Here is a 16,364-nt window from a genome sequence, read left to right on the forward strand (position 1 = left end):
ATTGCAGGCAATCGAATTTGCATGGCTCATCCCGATCTTTCCCTTGATTGCCGGTCTGATTATCGGTTTGATTGGCAGTAGATTAAAGGAAGGCGGTGGTTATGTTGCAATCGCTGGCTCTGCGATATCCCTCATCATCACAGCGTTTGTGGTCGCTCAGGTTCTCGACGGCTCTTTCGATGCCGCGGATGGGGTTATTGATGGAGTCTTTGAACAATCGAGGAGCTGGCTCATTTTATCGGATACCTATTCCTTCGAAGTCGGTATTTACATCGATCAGCTGACAGCCCTCATGCTCGTCGTCGTCTCGCTTGTCTCGACACTCGTTATCATTTATTCGATCGCATACATGGGTGAAGAGGGCGGGAGGAAGAGGCGGTATTACACTGAGATATCGCTTTTCGTCGGGGTCATGCTCGGTCTCGTCCTCGCGAATAATTATCTCGAGTTGTTCATCTTCTGGGAGCTCGTCGGTCTCTGCTCTTATCTGCTGATCGGGTTCTGGTATCACAAGCCATCAGCAGCCTCGGCCGCAAAGAAGGCATTCATTGTGACAAGAGTGGGCGACATCATGTTCATGGTGGGTCTGATCATTCTCTTCACGACATTCAAGACCCTGAATTTCCGCGAGCTTTTTGAGATGGAGGTCTCAGGTAGCGACCTTGGCCTTCTGACGATAGGCACATTCATGATTTTCGGTGGGGCGATCGGGAAGAGTGCGCAGTTCCCGCTTCATGACTGGTTGCCAGACGCAATGGAAGGTCCAACGACCGTCTCTGCTCTTATTCATGCGGCAACAATGGTCAAGGCGGGTGTTTATCTTGTGGCGCGATCGTTTCCCTTGTTTGTCCAAACTCCAGATACATTGATGGTCGTGGCGATCATCGGTGGGGTCACTGCGTTTATGGCAGCCACGATGGCGCTCAATAATCCCAATATCAAACGTGTTCTTGCCTATTCAACAATCAGCCAGCTCGGTTACATGATGCTCGCGCTCGGCGCCGGCGGGTACCTTTTCTATTATATGCATGGTGCAGAGGGCTACACCGCTTCTATGTTCCACTTGATGAACCACGCATTCTTTAAGGCGCTTCTCTTCCTGTGCGCCGGTAGCGTTATTCACGCTGTCAATACAGAGGACATGCGGCTGATGGGAGGTCTTGGCAAGAAAATGAAGATCACATCATTCACGATGCTCATTGGAGCTCTCTCCATCTCGGGCATACCTCCGTTCAGCGGCTTTTGGAGCAAGGATGAGGTGCTTGCAACGGTTTTCGAAGCATGTGAGCTAAATTGGGTCTTCGCTTTACTTTACATCCTCGGTATCGCGACAGCCTTCATGACCGCCTTTTATATGTTCCGCCTCTGGTTCATGACGTTCGCAGGGGAAGAAGGCGAAGCGAGTAGTCATGCACATGAATCGCCGAAGATTATGACCATCCCATTAATCCTCCTGGCGCTTCTTGCTGCCGGCTCATTCCTTGTTCTGTTCGTTGGCGGAGGATTTGGGTCCCAAATCTTCTTTGAGGAACCTCATGCCCTTACAGCCAGTGAAATTCTAGCGGTGACATTCACCGATCCTCTCACCTACCTGTCGATTGCAGTCGCACTTTGCGGGGTCGGAATGGCTTACGCAACTTACTACAAAAGGACAATCTCTCCAGAGATTTTTGTTTCCACAAAAGCTCGAAGAACTTTATACAACATCCTCCTCAATCGTTACGGATTTGCTGTCGGCTATAACGCATTCGCTGAGAAAGTCGTGTATGGGTTTGCGATTGTTGTCGACGCGTTTGACAGATACGTCATCGATGGCATTGTTAACGGCGTTGCCTTCCTTCTAACGAGGGCAGGCCACTATATCAGGAAGATCCAGACAGGATACGTGCAACTCTACGCGACGATCATTATCGCGGCGATTTCGGTCATTATTGTTCTTCTTTATCTCATTGGAGGTCTGAGATGATGCTAGAGAATGTGCCGATACTTTCGCTCCTCATCCTTATTCCTCTGATTGGTTCGATTCTGGTATTTGCACTTGGCAATACGAGGAAGGCTGCTGCGAGTATCGCTTTGGTCTTTTCCGCGATCCCACTCGCCCTATCGATATTCCTCCTGCTTGATTTTCATATAGGGGCTACTGGCTATCAATTCATTGAAAAGTACACCTGGATTGAAAGCTACGGAATCGCTTATCACTTGGGTGTCGATGGCATCAGTGTTCCAATGGTTTTCCTGACAGCGCTCCTCTGTTTCCTTGCGATCCTGTTTTCCTGGGATGTCGAACACCGAACAAAGGAGTACATGGGGTTGATGCTCGTCCTCGAGGTCGGTGTCCTCGGGGTATTTACGGCCCTTGACTATTTCCTCTTTTATGTCTTCTGGGAAGTCGTCCTGATCCCGATGTATTTCCTTATAGCGATTTGGGGAGGACCTCGGCGCGCTTACGCTTCGATCAAATTCTTCATCTACACGCACGTTGCGAGCCTTGCGATGTTGATCACCATCATGGCTCTGTACTTCGAAGCGAAACCGATCCTCGGGTATGCGACGTTCAGCATCGTAGATATCGCAAGCGTCAGTGGCAATTTCAATTACCTCTTCCAGGTTGGTGCGTTTGCGGCGCTCTTCTTCGCATTCGGCGTCAAGATGCCAGTTGTACCATTTCACACGTGGCTTCCGGACGCCCATGTCGAAGCGCCAACAGCGGGAAGCGTTCTGCTTGCCGGGCTCCTGCTTAAAATGGGGTCTTACGGTCTCATCAGAATCGCATTGCCGACGGTTCCCGACGGCGCTAACGCACTAATGCCCTTGATGCTCGCAATCGCAATCCTTTCAATCCTCTACGGATCCTTGGTCTGCCTAGCGCAGAAGGACCTAAAGAAAATGGTCGCTTTCTCGTCGATCAGTCACATGGGCATTGTGCTCCTCGGCATTTCGACCGGATCTCAATTGGGCATCGCGGCAGCGGTGCTGCAGATGTTCGCGCACGGTCTCATCACGGCTGTTCTCTTCATGATGTGCGGCGTCATTCAGCATAAGGTCGGAACGAGGGAAATACCGCTCCTCGGTGGCTTAGCGCCGAAAATGCCTGTCGCAGCAACCTTCATGACGATCGGTTTCCTCGCGTCGCTTGGTTTGCCCGGAATGATTGGATTTGTTGCCGAATTCTCCGTGTTCGTCGCGACATTCGACGCGTACGCGTGGATACTGTTCTTGCCGATCGCGAGCGTTGCGATCACGGCTGGATATTACCTATGGGCATTGCAACGCACAATGTTCGGCCCGCTAACCGACAAAATCGACACATCACACGTGCACGATGTCAACTGGTACGAGGCAGCGCCGCTTGCGATTCTGGCGATTTTGATCATCTTCTTCGGTATGTTTCCAGGTGTTGTCATGGATTACATCACGCCATCGGCAAACATTATTTCTGCGATTCTGGGGGTGGGTTGATTGATCAATCTCTCACCAGTTTATTCAGAAATCATTATATTGCTATTTGCAGTCGGGTTACCAGCAATCTATTATCTCACGAGGTCGGAGAAAGCGCTCAGCATCGCTTCGCTCATCGGCATCATCGCAGCGATGATTCCTCTTCTCATTTTTTACATTGAAGGTTCTCAGTCGATGGTTTTTGCGGGAGGATTGCTGAGACTCGATGCTTTCGCCGTTGCGTTCAAACTGGTTTTTCTTACGGTTGCATTGTATGTGACTATCGCCTCCATTCGATACGTTCAGGGCGAAAGGCACTTGGCCGAGTATTATTCGCTCATCTTACTCGCAACCCTCGGCATGATGATTGTCGCTTCATCTCTCGATCTCATCACCCTGTTTGTCGGACTGGAGCTTGCAAGCCTTTCATCATATGCACTTGTTGGATTTAGAAAGGCTGATAAGAGAGGAATTGAAGCAGCAACGAAGTATTTCATCATCGGCGCACTTTCTTCGGCGATCTCCCTATATGGCATCTCTCTCATCTATGGAATCACTGGTAGCACGATGTTCGCAGACATCGGCACAGCACTCGCCACACTCAGCGGTATGGATCCGATGATTCTGCTGGCCATTGGTCTTCTCATAGCCGGATTCGGATTCAAGGTTGCCATCATTCCATTTCACATGTGGGCACCTGATGTTTACGAAGGCGCACCCACGACGATCACTTCGCTCCTCGCCTCAAGTTCAAAGAAAATGGGTTTCGTTGCACTCTTCAAAATATTCCTTATAGGCCTTATCGCTGTCAAAGCTGATTGGGATGTCGTCGTTGCAGTCATCGCCGTCCTCACGATGACGATTGGCAATCTCGTTGCTATCTCGCAGACGAGTATCAAGCGAATGCTCGCATACTCAAGTATTGCTCAAGCAGGCTACATTCTCATCGTCCTTCCGATCGGCACTGAGTACGCGCTAGCAGGCGGCATCTTTCATATCATCACGCACGCTTTCATGAAGGGAGGCGCCTTCATCATCGTGGCTGCGTTGTCAACTGTCACGCTCGGAGAAAGTCTGGCGGACTATAAGGGGCTCGGCAAACGCTCGCCGTTCCTTGCTTTCTCGATGAGTGTTTTGCTTCTTTCGCTAGCAGGCATTCCACCGCTTGCTGGATTCGCGAGTAAATTCTGGCTATTCTCGAGCGCAGTCGATGCAGCAATCGTTCCCGAGCAGAGCTGGGTTCTGTGGCTCGCGGTGTTTGGTGTGATCAACAGCGCGATCTCGCTTTACTATTATGTTCGAGTGATCAAGTACATGTACGTCGAATCGGGTCCAGAAGATCCAATCAGAGTTCCAAATTCGATGCTCCTCGCGATTGCCATCACGGTTGTCGCGACGATCGTCATCGGCATCTTCCCATCACCGGTCCTCGATCTCTGCAGAGAAGCGGCACGGGCGTTCTTTTCAGGGATGTGAAATATCGACCCTTACTTTTTTCTTTTTGACATTTCATCTTCGTATGCTTTGAGCGCGTCTAGAAATGAGATTGTGCCGACAAACTCACCGCTTGAATCGATCACGAGTACTCTGCTCACCCCGCCGATCAACATGAGTCGCAACGCGTCGATTACATATCCATCTTCATGAATCTGGATGCAAGGATTTTGTCCGACGAGGGTGCAGGCGGTCATAAATTCCCTCACCTTGACGGTCGAAGGGTCACGACCTTGCACGATGACCCTAGTGACATCAGTCGAGGTAATAACGCCGAGGACGACATCTTCTTCTTTCACAACGACACCTGTTTGATGCCGCTGCACCATCAATTTTACAACATCTTCTAGCGTTGCGCCGTAGTCGACGACAGGAGGATTGCGGTCGACATAATCCTTGACTTTTGCCTTGACTTGCATGTGATCGAAATGATTGGAGATTGCCCCACTTAAACTTTTTCTGTGCGGCTTTTTGTCTCCATTCTAAATTTTTTATTAGATTTTTTATCGCACTCATTTGTCAATCATTGTAAAAAATCGTCTGGCATGGCGAGTTGAGGAAGCGCAAAGAATCGAGACAATTAATAAGTACATTATCGTCATTAGGCATCTCGATATTGATGAGCTGGGATCTTCCAATCAGAAAAGAATTAAACATGGTGGAAGAGGAGATCAGGAGAAGTGTGCACTCCCAGCAGCAGCTATTGACAGAAATTTCAATGCACGTGATCGGCGCAGGCGGGAAAAGAATACGCCCGGGTGTTTCAATCCTCTGTTATAAGGCGGTGGGAGGAACAGAAGTCTCCAATGTAATTGGAATCGCTGCGGCGTTTGAACTCATTCACAGCGCGACCCTGATTCACGACGACATTAATGATGGAGGGACGATAAGGCGAGGCAAAGTCTCGGCCTTTAAGAAATATGGCGTGCAGCTCGCGCTGGTGGCCGGCGACTTCCTCTTTGTTAAAGGCTTTCGTGCGGGTGGTTCTTTCAGCAAGGAAGTGGTCGAGATTATCGCGGACTCCTGTGCGTGCATGGCGGAAGGAGAGATCCTCCAAGTCGGGCACATCAATGACTCATCGACATCGATCGATACTTACCTCAAAATCATTGAAGGAAAAACGGCAAAGCCGATCGAGGCAAGTGCAAAGGTAGGCGCGTTCCTCGGAGGCGGATCGCCAAAGATGATCGAGGCCCTCGGATCTTACGGGCTCAACCTCGGGATGGCTTTTCAAATTATGGATGATGTCCTCGATATCATCGGCAAAGAAGATATCCTGGGCAAACCGAAGGGAATGGATTTTTCGGACGGGACGCCGACGTTGCCGATTATTTTGGCAATGGAAGATGGTCACAAGGGAAAGAGGTTATCCGAGCTTTTTGAAAAGAAGAAGAAGCGCCGCTGGGAGATCGAAGAAGCTTTAAAAATTCTGATGGAATCGGATGCTATTCAACTTTCGAAAGAGAAGGCGCTTGAGTTCTCAAACAAAGCGATCGATTCACTATCGATTCTCAAGCCGTCGGTCTATGAAGAAGCACTCAAGTCCCTCGCCAGAACCGTTGTTGAGAGAGAATCGTGAAAGAATTTGGGGAGAGGCGGGTAATGTCTTTGATCGATACATTGGAGAACGACAAACCCGATTCTGCGATCGTATTAAAGTCGGGGATCGCCGATGACGGAGAAGATATCGACTGATATCCTGGTTGTGGGTGCAGGACCGGCAGGCTCAACAGCGGCTGAATATGCGGCTCTTCGCGGTGCCGACGTTCTGCTCATTGAACGCAAGAAGGAAATAGGTATCCCTTTCGCATGTGGTGAATTTCTCCCATCTATTGATGAGGTGAAAAGGATATTTCCGGATGCCCTGGACATCGACACACTCTTCGATATTCCGAGAGAGTTAATTTCTTTGGAAACTCACCGATTGAGAATCTATTCGCCAAAATTGCGTATCTACGAATTCGACTTCGATGGATTCACAACATATCGCGATCGATTTGATCGATATTTAGCCTCAAAGGCACTTAAAGCTGGAGCGAAAGTCTTGACAGGGTGTGCCTTTATTTCGATTAACGGGGACAGGGTAATGACGAATCAATGTGAGGTACAAGCGAAACTCGTGATCGGAGCTGACGGACCGCGGTCTCGTGTCGCCACAAGCCTTGGTCTTCCGAGGAATAAGGAATTATATCCCGCAGTGACAGCTCAAGCGATCGGTGACTTCGAGCCCGTTGCGGAGATGTATTTTGGCAATATCGCACCAGGAGGATATGCCTGGATTCTACCGAAGCGCGGTGGGGCCAATATCGGCGTCGGCATATCGCCTAGATTTGCGTGGAAAACTGTTGGAGAGTACTTCGAAGAATTTGTCAAGTGGAAACAAATTAATGCTGGAAAACCGACTGGAAAGTACGTGCCAATGGGCGGTCCGCTGAATCCAAATTACAACGATAAAGGTCTTATCGTCGGTGATGCAGCTGGTCATGTGATGGCTGTCAACGGTGGCGGGATTCCGATTGCGTTGATCTGTGGGAAAATCGCTGGCGAAGTGGCAGCCTCCTGCGTCAGATCGGGCGAATCCATGGCTCGATATGGCGAAGCATGTCGCAAACAAGTCGAAAGACCGCTTAGGACCGCGCTCCGGACAAAGATCCTTGCGGATCTCTGCTGGGGAAGTCAGAGAAGGCTTGAACTTGCGATGAGGATACTTGGCAAAAGGCGAATGGCCAATATCATCAGATGCAGGCGCCTGTTCCCATAGTTCTTGAGATTGACGACACCATTCTTTTTGTGGTCATCATCTTGCGTGCGTTTCATAAGTCGCCAACTAATGAGAATGTTCCATATTATTGGGCCGTACAGTATGCTCAATCAACCGCCAAGGGAGACCTCTTTTTTGTTCGTCTGGGGGAGCGAAGACATTCTAAATGGCTGAAAGCAAATTATCGGACTGATCTTAGGTAGCAAAGACTCCGAGAGCGCCACAAGGATAAGACAGCACTCGAGACTACTTTTTCTTTCTGGAGCGCCTGCATTTGAGGGGGCTTCCACATACAGGGCATTCCTTAATCTTCTTATCAAAGACTCTTCCGCAACCGATGCATTTCATCTCCCATGAAAAAATTTCTTTGATCCCCCTCGTAACGATGTTGATGTAATCGATGCCCATCGACCTCGCCACATTTTGAATCGAATAATCCTCTGTCAAGATTGTCGCATTGAGGTCATATGCAAGCGCCAGAACCTCAAGGTCAGTCTCGGATAACCTGTGCGTATCCCCAGTTTTTTGAGCGGCAATCTTGACTGCCTCCAAGGATTCGGCGGATGGATGAGTTAACTTGATTTTGAATTCCCAATAATCTGTGCGCTTGTCCTGGTACTTTTTCAGTTCGGATAACACTCCTGGAGGAACAAGGATTTCGGCATCATGCGGAAGATCCTGCATTGCGAAGAACGCAGAGGTATCAACGACGTATTTCACAGAGAATCAATTGCACATTTCCTAATAACTTCTTTTCTTTGGTCATATCTCCGCCCTTTGAAAATCATCCAGATCTTGTTCATTGTGAAAGAGCAAGGCACTGTTAAATAGGATTATTGCAATTTCACCGCGGGAATGAATGAAATCGAAGTTGAACAGGAAGTCATCGACTTCATCAAGAAGCACAAAAGGGATTACAGAGTTTCAACAACATGCTATGGGCCAGTGATCCTTCCAGTTGATGTGAAGCCTCCAAAAGACACTGACCTTAGAATCAAAATCGGAGACAACACCCTTTTCGTCTCGATCGTCCAGGCAAGGTATATCACGAAGGTGACCAAGTCGATGCTCTGCGGTGTCGATGAGGTAGCGCGCAAGAAGTGTTCGATCCTCTAAAGTCTTTTTCAATCTCAGAAGATTTCAATGAATAGTCATCATGTTCTAAAATTCAAGTTCCCTGATTTCAGAGATCGCTTGACGTGCAATTTCCTCAAGATCAGCTTTCTGTGCCTCCTGTAGCGCTCTTTTGAGGCTTGCTCGTGTGACCGGTCCCTTCGGCACGAAAGAGCATGATGGGGCCAGCCTTGTTGAAATTTCGTAGGTTCCAATACTCTTCGCGATATTTTCAATCTCGAGCTTATCGAGCCCGATGAGAGGTCTGAGAACAGGCAGAGAAATGCCGTGTTGCTCCACCCTGATATTGTGCAAGGTCTGCGATGCGACCTGCCCAAGGGATTCGCCGGTCACAATTGCATCAGCGTTCAATCGTTGTCCTAAGCCATTAGCAACTCGCAGCATGAGCATCTTGCACAACACGCATCGATACCCGGCGTCGCAGCGATCCGCAATAATCGCCTGATTCTTTCCGTGTGGTGCGATGAAAACTTTCACATTCTTTTCTAACAAATGGGTTAATATGCGGGCGATATCGCGGATTTTTTCGATCGCTCTTCGATCACTGAATGGCTGATGATCCATGTGTAAAAGGGTGACATCAAATCCCCTCTTTCCGATGAGAAACGATGCAACGGGCGAATCGATTCCACCTGAGATCAAGCAAATTGCTTTCATAACCACTTTCCTCATCATTCTCTCTTTTGACCAGTCTGCCTAAATCGACTTCGCTAAACGGTTCAAACTAGTGAAATCTCGCGACTACATGAAATGCGTTGTTCGATCAAAAAAGGTTTTCAAAAAGGTTTAGTTATTCAATCTATTCTGGTCAATCCCCCCGAACATGGGGTAATCTAGATACTCCTCAACATCGTCGTCTTCTGATTCAACGACTATGCTAAAGAGCATATTAACGATCTCTCTCATTTGCCTCAGTTCATTTCTGAGCTCGTTTATTTCACGGACCAGGTCTTCTGTGGTCTTCGTCATTCGTTCTCCCTGCTTTTGTTTAACATCGATGGGGGATATATCCTTTTGCCTATCCCTTCAAATTCTTTTCGTTGATCGAATTTTTCAATTCAAAATTTCCGACGATGCAAAGACATCAAAAAAATCAGAATTTGACTTCCCCGTAATCATCCGCAAGCTTTCTTACGTCAGTTCTCTCGCAGCGTTCGCAGTACAATGTTCTATTTCTTTTCTTGAGAGGGGCACGGCATTTTTTGCAGAGCGCAAGAATAACGCCAAAATGATGACCGACCGTTGAAAGCTGAAGGGATGGTTTCACCTGAATGACCTTTGCCCTGACTATATCGCTTGGCCTCAATTCCTTTCCGACGTCCTGCGTATATCCTGACGAAACCTTCGAGATATGAATTGTCGCGCTTGTGTCACCACTGATGTCACGCTCTTTTCCCTCAACGGCGATCACTTCACAGATCGCCATGCTGTTCCTTACATCCGTCACTTCGGCGTAAACAACATCGCCAACTTTGAGTGTGACTGGCGGATTCCTCGCCGAAACCTTGGCGATTTTTTCTTCATAATCAAGCTCGAGATCACCGCAGTATGCGGAATAGATCTTACCATCTATCTCATAAGTCCCCTCGCCAGGGATAAATTCCTCAACGACTGCCACTTCATCTCCTGGCAGAACACATCTTCGTCTCTTCATTTCCCTTCACCCGATCTTCGAATACAAAGGAGCAAAATATCGAAGTCCTTTTTCATCTTTTTGTGAAATTCAAACATATGCGGAATTACGAATTTATATCTTTTTTGAAGGGTAATCTCCCATCCACTGCTCTTTACAAAGTTCATCACAAAATCGATAGTCTCAGCATGATGCATCGTGTAGACAACACTGGCGATTGACATCGCTGTTTCGAGAAACGGTCGATCCGCTCCGCGTCTCTGAGAACCAAATGGCGGATTCTGAATGACAACGTCCGCCCTTGCGGAGAATTGAGGTATTTTCGCGAGGACAAATTCCACATTTGTCCCTAGGGTAGCAGCATTGACCATCGCCTCTTTTATCGCGAGAGGATCCGCATCAACGCCGATAGACATTGCAGAGCCCAGAAGCGACGCGCCAATAGCAAAGATCCCATTTCCGCATCCCAAATCCACCACGATTTTATCCTTGATGTCGTTATTTGCATAAGCCGTGAAGAGAACATCAGCGGCTATCGTGGCCGGAGTCGAATACTGTTCTAGAAAAGGCTTCGGCTGAGTGAGGGGGCGTATTTGCTGCAACACCATCTCCAGCGTTCTTTTTTTCATTTTGAATTCAAACAACGGAGTCAACAATATCAAAGTTTGCCATCAATCGTCATTGAACGATTCGAAAAAATCACCTTTTAAGTCCGATATTCAGAAAGTCCGCGCTCGTTAAGATTCCAATAACGACACCTTTCCTCGAGACGAGGATCGCCTCCTGCCTTTGCAGATGAAGAGATGCCAGCTCTATCGGCGTATCCTCGCTGAGGATTGGAAAAGGCGCTTCCATGATTTCAGAGACAGGTGTCTTCATCACCTCTTCATAACTCTTTTCTTTATTCCTCGTTTGTTCAATCGTATAATTTCTGATGATGTCGTCTGTGATGCTTCCAACGACGCGATCTCCAACGACAACCGGAAGTTGCGTGAATCTGCCCTTCACCATTCTCTCGATGGCTTCAGCAATCGTGTCATCAGGCGATATTGAAACGACGCCACGAGTTGCGAGATCTCCCACGGTCAGGTGAATCCCTGTCTTTTCCGCATCGACGATTCCCTTCTTTAATACTTCTTCAAATGCCTGGAATATCTTTTTCACGTTTCCGTACGACGGATCGATGGCCCCTTTCTCGATTTTAGCGATAAGGGATTGGCTGACCCCGGCGCGCGAAGCGAGCTCTCTTTGGGAAAGTCCTAGTTTTTCTCTGATTTGCTTGATTTTTTCAAGATCTGGAAGCTGTGGCATGATTGCAAGGTCAATTGGATATATTTTCGGACTCATATCGATCATCTGTTGCAATCTCATCTACAGGTTTTCATGATTTTCTGTCTTTTTCAATTTCCCTCTGAGGCATTTTCAGTTTGATCGGAGTATAGCTTTTCATCTCATTATAAAAATTCGCATCTCAATTGAAAATGGAAATTTTGATCGTGAACAATTATAGCGAATTCCGACTCTAACTATTCGATGAGGTTCGAAATTCGTATAAATCAATTCTTGTACGATTCGGATGAATAACAATCAATAACTAATTGGTCTCACGTCAGTTTAGTGAGATCCAAATGATGTTCCCATTGAGTGTTGATACATTCCACGAATTGACGAATTCCCTCTCAATGTTTACACTCTGTTTTCTCTACGATAATGTTCCCAGCTCCTCACAGACGATTGAACACATCGCAGCTCGTAAATAGTTGGTGAGAATTATTAGCAAGGTGATTTGATTTGGATGAAGAGAAGCTATTTCTGAAATCATCTCTTCCTCTTTCAAGAGGCGTTTCGAGTCATAATAAGAACAGGGAAATGCCGATCGAGCCAGCATCAATACGCAAGGGAACGGGCTATCAATTGGGAGGTTGTGGTATAGCCGGTTGCCTATCACTCGATGGAGATCTCATATCAGGAGAGAAGATTGCTACCATGCTGACAACGATGAGTGAGCGTGAGAACGGTCTCGGCGCGGGCTATGCCTGTTATGGGTTGTTCCCAGAGCGTCGTGATGAATTTTGCCTTCAATTTTTCTTTGACGATGAGGACGTCAAGAATTCTGTTGAGGAGTTTCTCAAGGATCACGGAAACGTTACAAAGGATGAAAAGGTCTTTACAAAGAAATCGACGACACTGAAACCGCCTTTTCCTCTCGTGTGGAGGTTTTTCTTTAGACCTATTGAACGGAGAGAATGGAGAGGGAATCAGAGGCTTTCAGAAGAAGACTATGTCGTTCGACTTGTCATGCATGTTAACCAACATGTAGAAGGGGCCTTTTGCATTTCAAGCGGAAAGGACATGGCCGTCTTTAAGGGGAATGGATATTCCTTTGAAATCGCTGATTTCTACGATATCCAGAGATACAGGGGGAAGATGTGGATCTCACACTCAAGATTTCCAACAAATTCTCCTGGCTGGTGGGGTGGTGCTCATCCAATAAGTATCCTCGATTGGGCCGTCTGCCACAATGGCGAAATCACCTCTTATGGCGTCAACAGGAAGTTCGTAGAAATGGAAGGTTACAGTTGCACATTGTTGACTGATACGGAGGTGGTTGCGTATCTTTGGGATATTCTTGTGAGAAAACATGGTCTGCCAATCAATCTTGCCGCATTCGCGATGGCGCCCTGGTACTATCACGAGATTGAACAACTCGATCCGCAAAACCGAAAACTAGCAACACTGATAAGGATCACTTACAAGGAAGCATTTCTTAACGGCCCATTCAGCATCCTGGTAGGAAGGAGAGAGCCAGAGATCACCATGATCGCCCTTGCGGATAGAAAGAAGCTCAGGCCCTTGATTGTCGGCCGATCATCGGATGAGGGGATGTTTTTCGCAGCAAGCGAGGAATGTGCAATCAGGGCTATCGAGCCAAATGCGGAGACGTGGACGCCAAATGCTGGAAGTCCAGCTATTGCTCAGGTCCGCAATGGAATCATCAGAGATGGACTGGAATCACCTTTCTGGGGGGAGTGGAATGAGTGATTTGATCAATTTTTCGCAGGAAAGAATCGTTCAAGAATTGCCGGACAGATACAGGCCTGTCATCGATTACGAACTCTGCAAGGGCTGCAAAAGATGCGTTCGGGAGTGCAGTTACCAAGCCCTGGAGTTTCGTGACGGCAAAGTGCGACCAGTTCGAGGGTGTGTCGCATGCGGTCGCTGCACTGCGACCTGTCCAGCTGGCGCTATAGAAATTCGTCTTCTTCCATATCATTTCCCGCCCCATTCGAACTTTACAGAGAGAATAAGGCGAAGTATCATCTCCCAAGCAAATACTGGAGGAGTTCTGTTGTCATCATGCGGCACGGATCTCGAATACCCAACGATCTTTGATGAACTGTTGCTTGATGCGGCACAGGTGACAAACCCATCGATCGATCCGCTGAGAGAACCGATCGAAACCGTGACATTTCTCGGCAGGAGGGGAGGGAGGCTAACAAATTCAGAAAAGAAAGGTTTACTGAAGAACGAGGATATTGGCCCCGTCATCATGATGGACATGCCAATCATGATTGGCCACATCAGCCTAGGTGCGGTTAGTTATCCAGCGCAAAAGGCCCTTTTCAAAGCGGCATGCGACCTCAATATCATTGCTGGTTCTGGCGAGGGCGGCCTTCATTCAGATTTCTATGCTTATGCGGATCACATCAATAGCGAAGTGGCAAGCGGGAGATTCGGCGTCACGCCTGATTATTTGAAAAAGGTTGCCGCCGTTGAAATCAAAATAGGGCAAGGTGCAAAACCGGGGCATGGCGGTCATCTCCCTGGTGAGAAGGTCACTGATCTTATCTCGCGGACGAGAATGATACCGACGGGTACGGATGCACTTTCGCCATATCCACATCACGACATCTATAGCATCGAAGATCTGCAGCAGCTGATCTGCGCTTTGAAGGAGGCCACGGACTACAGAATTCCCGTTGGCGTCAAGATTGCAGCAGTGCATAATGTTGCTGCAATCGCGTCAGGCATTGTGAGAGCAGGAGCCGATTTCATCACGATCGATGGATTTCGAGGAGGGACTGGTTCGGCCCCGCGTGTCATAAGAGATCATGCTGGTCTTCCGATCGAAGTAGCTGTTGCTGTCGTCGACAAGCGTCTCACAGAGGAGGGGTTAAGGAATAAGATCACACTCTGCGCTGGTGGGAGCATAAGGTCCTCTGCCGATATGATCAAGATTCTGGCACTGGGAGCAGACGTGGCTATGGTATGCACCGCTGCGCTGGTCGCAATGGGGTGCAGGGTTTGCCAGCAATGTCATCGAGGCTTGTGTGCTTGGGGAATCGCAACGCAAAAACCAGAGCTCACTGCGAGGCTCGATCCAGAAATCGCATCTGCGAGAATTTCGAGGCTTTTCACCGCATGGAATGAGGAACTTAAGGAGGTGCTGGGAGCGATGGGTATTGATGCTGTTGAAAGCTTGGTTGGTAATAGGGACAGATTGAGGTACATCGGGCCAAATCCAAAGATTGCCGAAATCATGGGAGTCAAACACGTCGGCGAAGGGTGGGGTTGAAATGAATTCAGACGGAAAATTCAGCATCAATGGATTTGTTGACCATCATATCGATTTCAGTTTCGAAACTCATGGTGTCGTCAAGACAGCTACGATTCGGGCGGACAAGCGCGATCGCCTTGGTCATCCGCTTGATTACAAGATTCTCAATCTCGCGATAAAGAAATGCATTAACGCTGGCTATAAGCATATCGTGATTGAAGGCGCTCTCGGGCAGAGATATATCGGCGCTGCTCTATCAGATCCCGATGTCAAGATCGAGGTACACGGGACCCCTGGCAATAATCTCGGGGCGTTTCTCGACGGGGCAACAATTGAAGTTTTTGGCAATGCCCAGGATTTGACGGGAAATACGATGAACTCGGGTAAAATCATCGTGCACGGTAATGCAGGTGATGTGACTGGACTTGCTGCAAGGAGCGGTATTATCCTGATCAAGGGGAATTCTGGTTATCGAACGGGAATTCACATGAAGGAGTTTGCTGGTATGAAACCTGCAATTGTTGTCGGGGGAAGCGTTAAAGATTATCTTGGAGAATACATGGCTGGCGGTACGATTTTGGTTTTTGGTATTGGTATGGATGAGCGAGTAGTCTCTGGAACTAATATAGGTGCGGGGATGCATGGTGGAACTATTTTCATTAGAGGTAGGGTGAATCCTCATCAATTGGGATCAGGAGCGACTTTTAAAGGAATAACAGAAAATGATATGATGCAATTGGAAACGCTTGCAACGGAATATGAGGCTGCGTTCGGCGCGGAAGTGCCAAGGGATTGGGAAAGTTACACAAAGATTGTACCACATACGCATCGACCGTTCCACGGTCATTACGACCCGACGCTCATCTGAAAAATCTTCAGTTTAGAGACCGGGAAATCTCATCACAGATTCGAGGACGATCTGAACTTTCAGATCGACCAGGCCAATCGGTACAATTTTCTTTGTTATGATATCTTCGAGGGTCCTATTATCCGGTGCGTGGAGTCTGATCATGATGCTTCTTTCGCCGGAAACATTGAGGACCTCCATCACACCTGGAATTTCCCTCAATTTCTTCAAATCGTCAGCAACAACATTCTTTGCGAGATTTGCGAAAATGATTGCATCGGCTTTCATGCCTGTTTGCTCAGTGTTGACGATCGCCACGTAACCCAGAATGGCGCCATCATCTTCTAATCTCCTTATCCTGTCTCGAATCGTTGACGGAGACCGGCGCAGTTTCGACGCGATCTCATTATATGTCATTTTGCCCTCGGTGGCAAGAAGTTTAATGATCTTTCGATTCATTTCGTCGATAACCACCACGTCCGGCTCCTCCTAATGCCGT

At 48.0% G+C, this 16,364-nt stretch carries 17 protein-coding genes; 9 read left to right on the forward strand and 8 right to left on the reverse strand.

Going from position 1 to position 16,364, the window contains the following annotated elements:
• The first annotated feature begins 1 nt into the window (after position 1).
• From nuoL to H5T41_07435, 3 genes are read left to right on the forward strand one after another with little or no spacing between them, the layout of a single operon-like run.
• Complete coding sequence (nuoL, locus tag H5T41_07425; GenBank protein ID MBC7108600.1) at positions 2-1,966, forward strand: NADH-quinone oxidoreductase subunit L; 1,965 nt, start codon at positions 2-4, stop codon at positions 1,964-1,966.
• On the forward strand, positions 1,966-3,459 hold the full coding sequence (locus H5T41_07430) for an NADH-quinone oxidoreductase subunit M (protein ID MBC7108601.1): 1,494 nt from the start codon (positions 1,966-1,968) through the stop codon (positions 3,457-3,459). Before nuoL ends, H5T41_07430 begins: the two co-directional genes overlap by 1 nt.
• The gene (locus tag H5T41_07435; GenBank protein ID MBC7108602.1) at positions 3,460-4,914 is read left to right on the forward strand and encodes an NADH-quinone oxidoreductase subunit N; all 1,455 of its coding nucleotides are present in this window, start codon (positions 3,460-3,462) and stop codon (positions 4,912-4,914) included.
• Positions 4,915-4,925: 11 nt separating this feature from the next.
• Here H5T41_07435 and H5T41_07440 read toward each other — a convergent pair whose 3' ends face one another.
• Positions 4,926-5,351 carry a CBS domain-containing protein gene (locus H5T41_07440; GenBank protein ID MBC7108603.1) on the reverse strand — a complete coding sequence of 142 codons (426 nt, stop codon included), beginning with the start codon at positions 5,349-5,351 and terminating at the stop codon, positions 4,926-4,928.
• A 200-nt stretch (positions 5,352-5,551) separates the two neighbouring features.
• On the opposite strand from H5T41_07440, the gene H5T41_07445 reads away from it, so the two are divergent.
• Positions 5,552-6,511 carry a polyprenyl synthetase family protein gene (locus tag H5T41_07445; protein ID MBC7108604.1) on the forward strand — a complete coding sequence of 320 codons (960 nt, stop codon included), beginning with the start codon at positions 5,552-5,554 and terminating at the stop codon, positions 6,509-6,511.
• A 93-nt stretch (positions 6,512-6,604) separates the two neighbouring features.
• Positions 6,605-7,693: an NAD(P)/FAD-dependent oxidoreductase gene (locus H5T41_07450; GenBank protein ID MBC7108605.1), complete on the forward strand. Its 1,089-nt coding sequence runs from the start codon at positions 6,605-6,607 to the stop codon at positions 7,691-7,693.
• 246 nt (positions 7,694-7,939) lie between these two features.
• Here the strand turns inward: H5T41_07450 and H5T41_07455 are convergent, their stop codons facing one another.
• Positions 7,940-8,413, reverse strand: a complete 474-nt coding sequence (locus H5T41_07455) for a nucleic acid-binding protein (GenBank protein ID MBC7108606.1) — start codon at positions 8,411-8,413, stop codon at positions 7,940-7,942.
• Positions 8,414-8,548: 135 nt separating this feature from the next.
• Here H5T41_07455 and H5T41_07460 point away from each other — a divergent pair, with 135 nt between their 5' ends.
• Positions 8,549-8,809, forward strand: a complete 261-nt coding sequence (locus H5T41_07460) for a hypothetical protein (protein MBC7108607.1) — start codon at positions 8,549-8,551, stop codon at positions 8,807-8,809.
• Between the two features lie 45 nt (positions 8,810-8,854).
• Here the strand turns inward: H5T41_07460 and H5T41_07465 are convergent, their stop codons facing one another.
• From H5T41_07465 to H5T41_07485, 5 genes are all read right to left on the reverse strand, one after another.
• Positions 8,855-9,484 (reverse strand): 7-cyano-7-deazaguanine synthase, encoded by a 630-nt coding sequence (locus tag H5T41_07465; GenBank protein ID MBC7108608.1) that lies wholly within the window; start codon positions 9,482-9,484, stop codon positions 8,855-8,857.
• Positions 9,485-9,613: 129 nt separating this feature from the next.
• Entirely contained in the window at positions 9,614-9,796 is a 183-nt protein-coding gene (locus H5T41_07470) for a hypothetical protein (protein MBC7108609.1), read from the reverse strand.
• A gap of 124 nt (positions 9,797-9,920) precedes the next feature.
• Positions 9,921-10,460 (reverse strand): exosome complex RNA-binding protein Csl4, encoded by a 540-nt coding sequence (locus H5T41_07475; protein MBC7108610.1) that lies wholly within the window; start codon positions 10,458-10,460, stop codon positions 9,921-9,923.
• Positions 10,461-10,477: 17 nt separating this feature from the next.
• Positions 10,478-11,089 (reverse strand): 50S ribosomal protein L11 methyltransferase, encoded by a 612-nt coding sequence (locus tag H5T41_07480; GenBank protein ID MBC7108611.1) that lies wholly within the window; start codon positions 11,087-11,089, stop codon positions 10,478-10,480.
• Between the two features lie 70 nt (positions 11,090-11,159).
• Positions 11,160-11,807: a CBS domain-containing protein gene (locus H5T41_07485; protein MBC7108612.1), complete on the reverse strand. Its 648-nt coding sequence runs from the start codon at positions 11,805-11,807 to the stop codon at positions 11,160-11,162.
• A 522-nt stretch (positions 11,808-12,329) separates the two neighbouring features.
• Between H5T41_07485 and H5T41_07490 the strand changes: the two genes are divergently transcribed.
• Genes H5T41_07490 through H5T41_07500 form a run of 3 tightly spaced genes read left to right on the forward strand, consistent with a single transcriptional unit; the run spans position 12,330 to position 15,886 of the window.
• Positions 12,330-13,502: a glutamine amidotransferase family protein gene (locus tag H5T41_07490; protein ID MBC7108613.1), complete on the forward strand. Its 1,173-nt coding sequence runs from the start codon at positions 12,330-12,332 to the stop codon at positions 13,500-13,502.
• On the forward strand, positions 13,495-15,036 hold the full coding sequence (locus H5T41_07495; protein ID MBC7108614.1) for a 4Fe-4S binding protein: 1,542 nt from the start codon (positions 13,495-13,497) through the stop codon (positions 15,034-15,036). Before H5T41_07490 ends, H5T41_07495 begins: the two co-directional genes overlap by 8 nt.
• Position 15,037: 1 nt before the next feature.
• Positions 15,038-15,886 (forward strand): hypothetical protein, encoded by an 849-nt coding sequence (locus H5T41_07500; GenBank protein MBC7108615.1) that lies wholly within the window; start codon positions 15,038-15,040, stop codon positions 15,884-15,886.
• Positions 15,887-15,898: 12 nt separating this feature from the next.
• Here H5T41_07500 and H5T41_07505 read toward each other — a convergent pair whose 3' ends face one another.
• Positions 15,899-16,342: an Lrp/AsnC family transcriptional regulator gene (locus H5T41_07505; protein MBC7108616.1), complete on the reverse strand. Its 444-nt coding sequence runs from the start codon at positions 16,340-16,342 to the stop codon at positions 15,899-15,901.
• Between the last annotated feature and the right edge of the window lie 22 nt (positions 16,343-16,364).

This window comes from Methanomassiliicoccales archaeon (assembly GCA_014361295.1).
Lineage (GTDB): Archaea > Thermoplasmatota > Thermoplasmata > Methanomassiliicoccales > JACIVX01 > JACIVX01.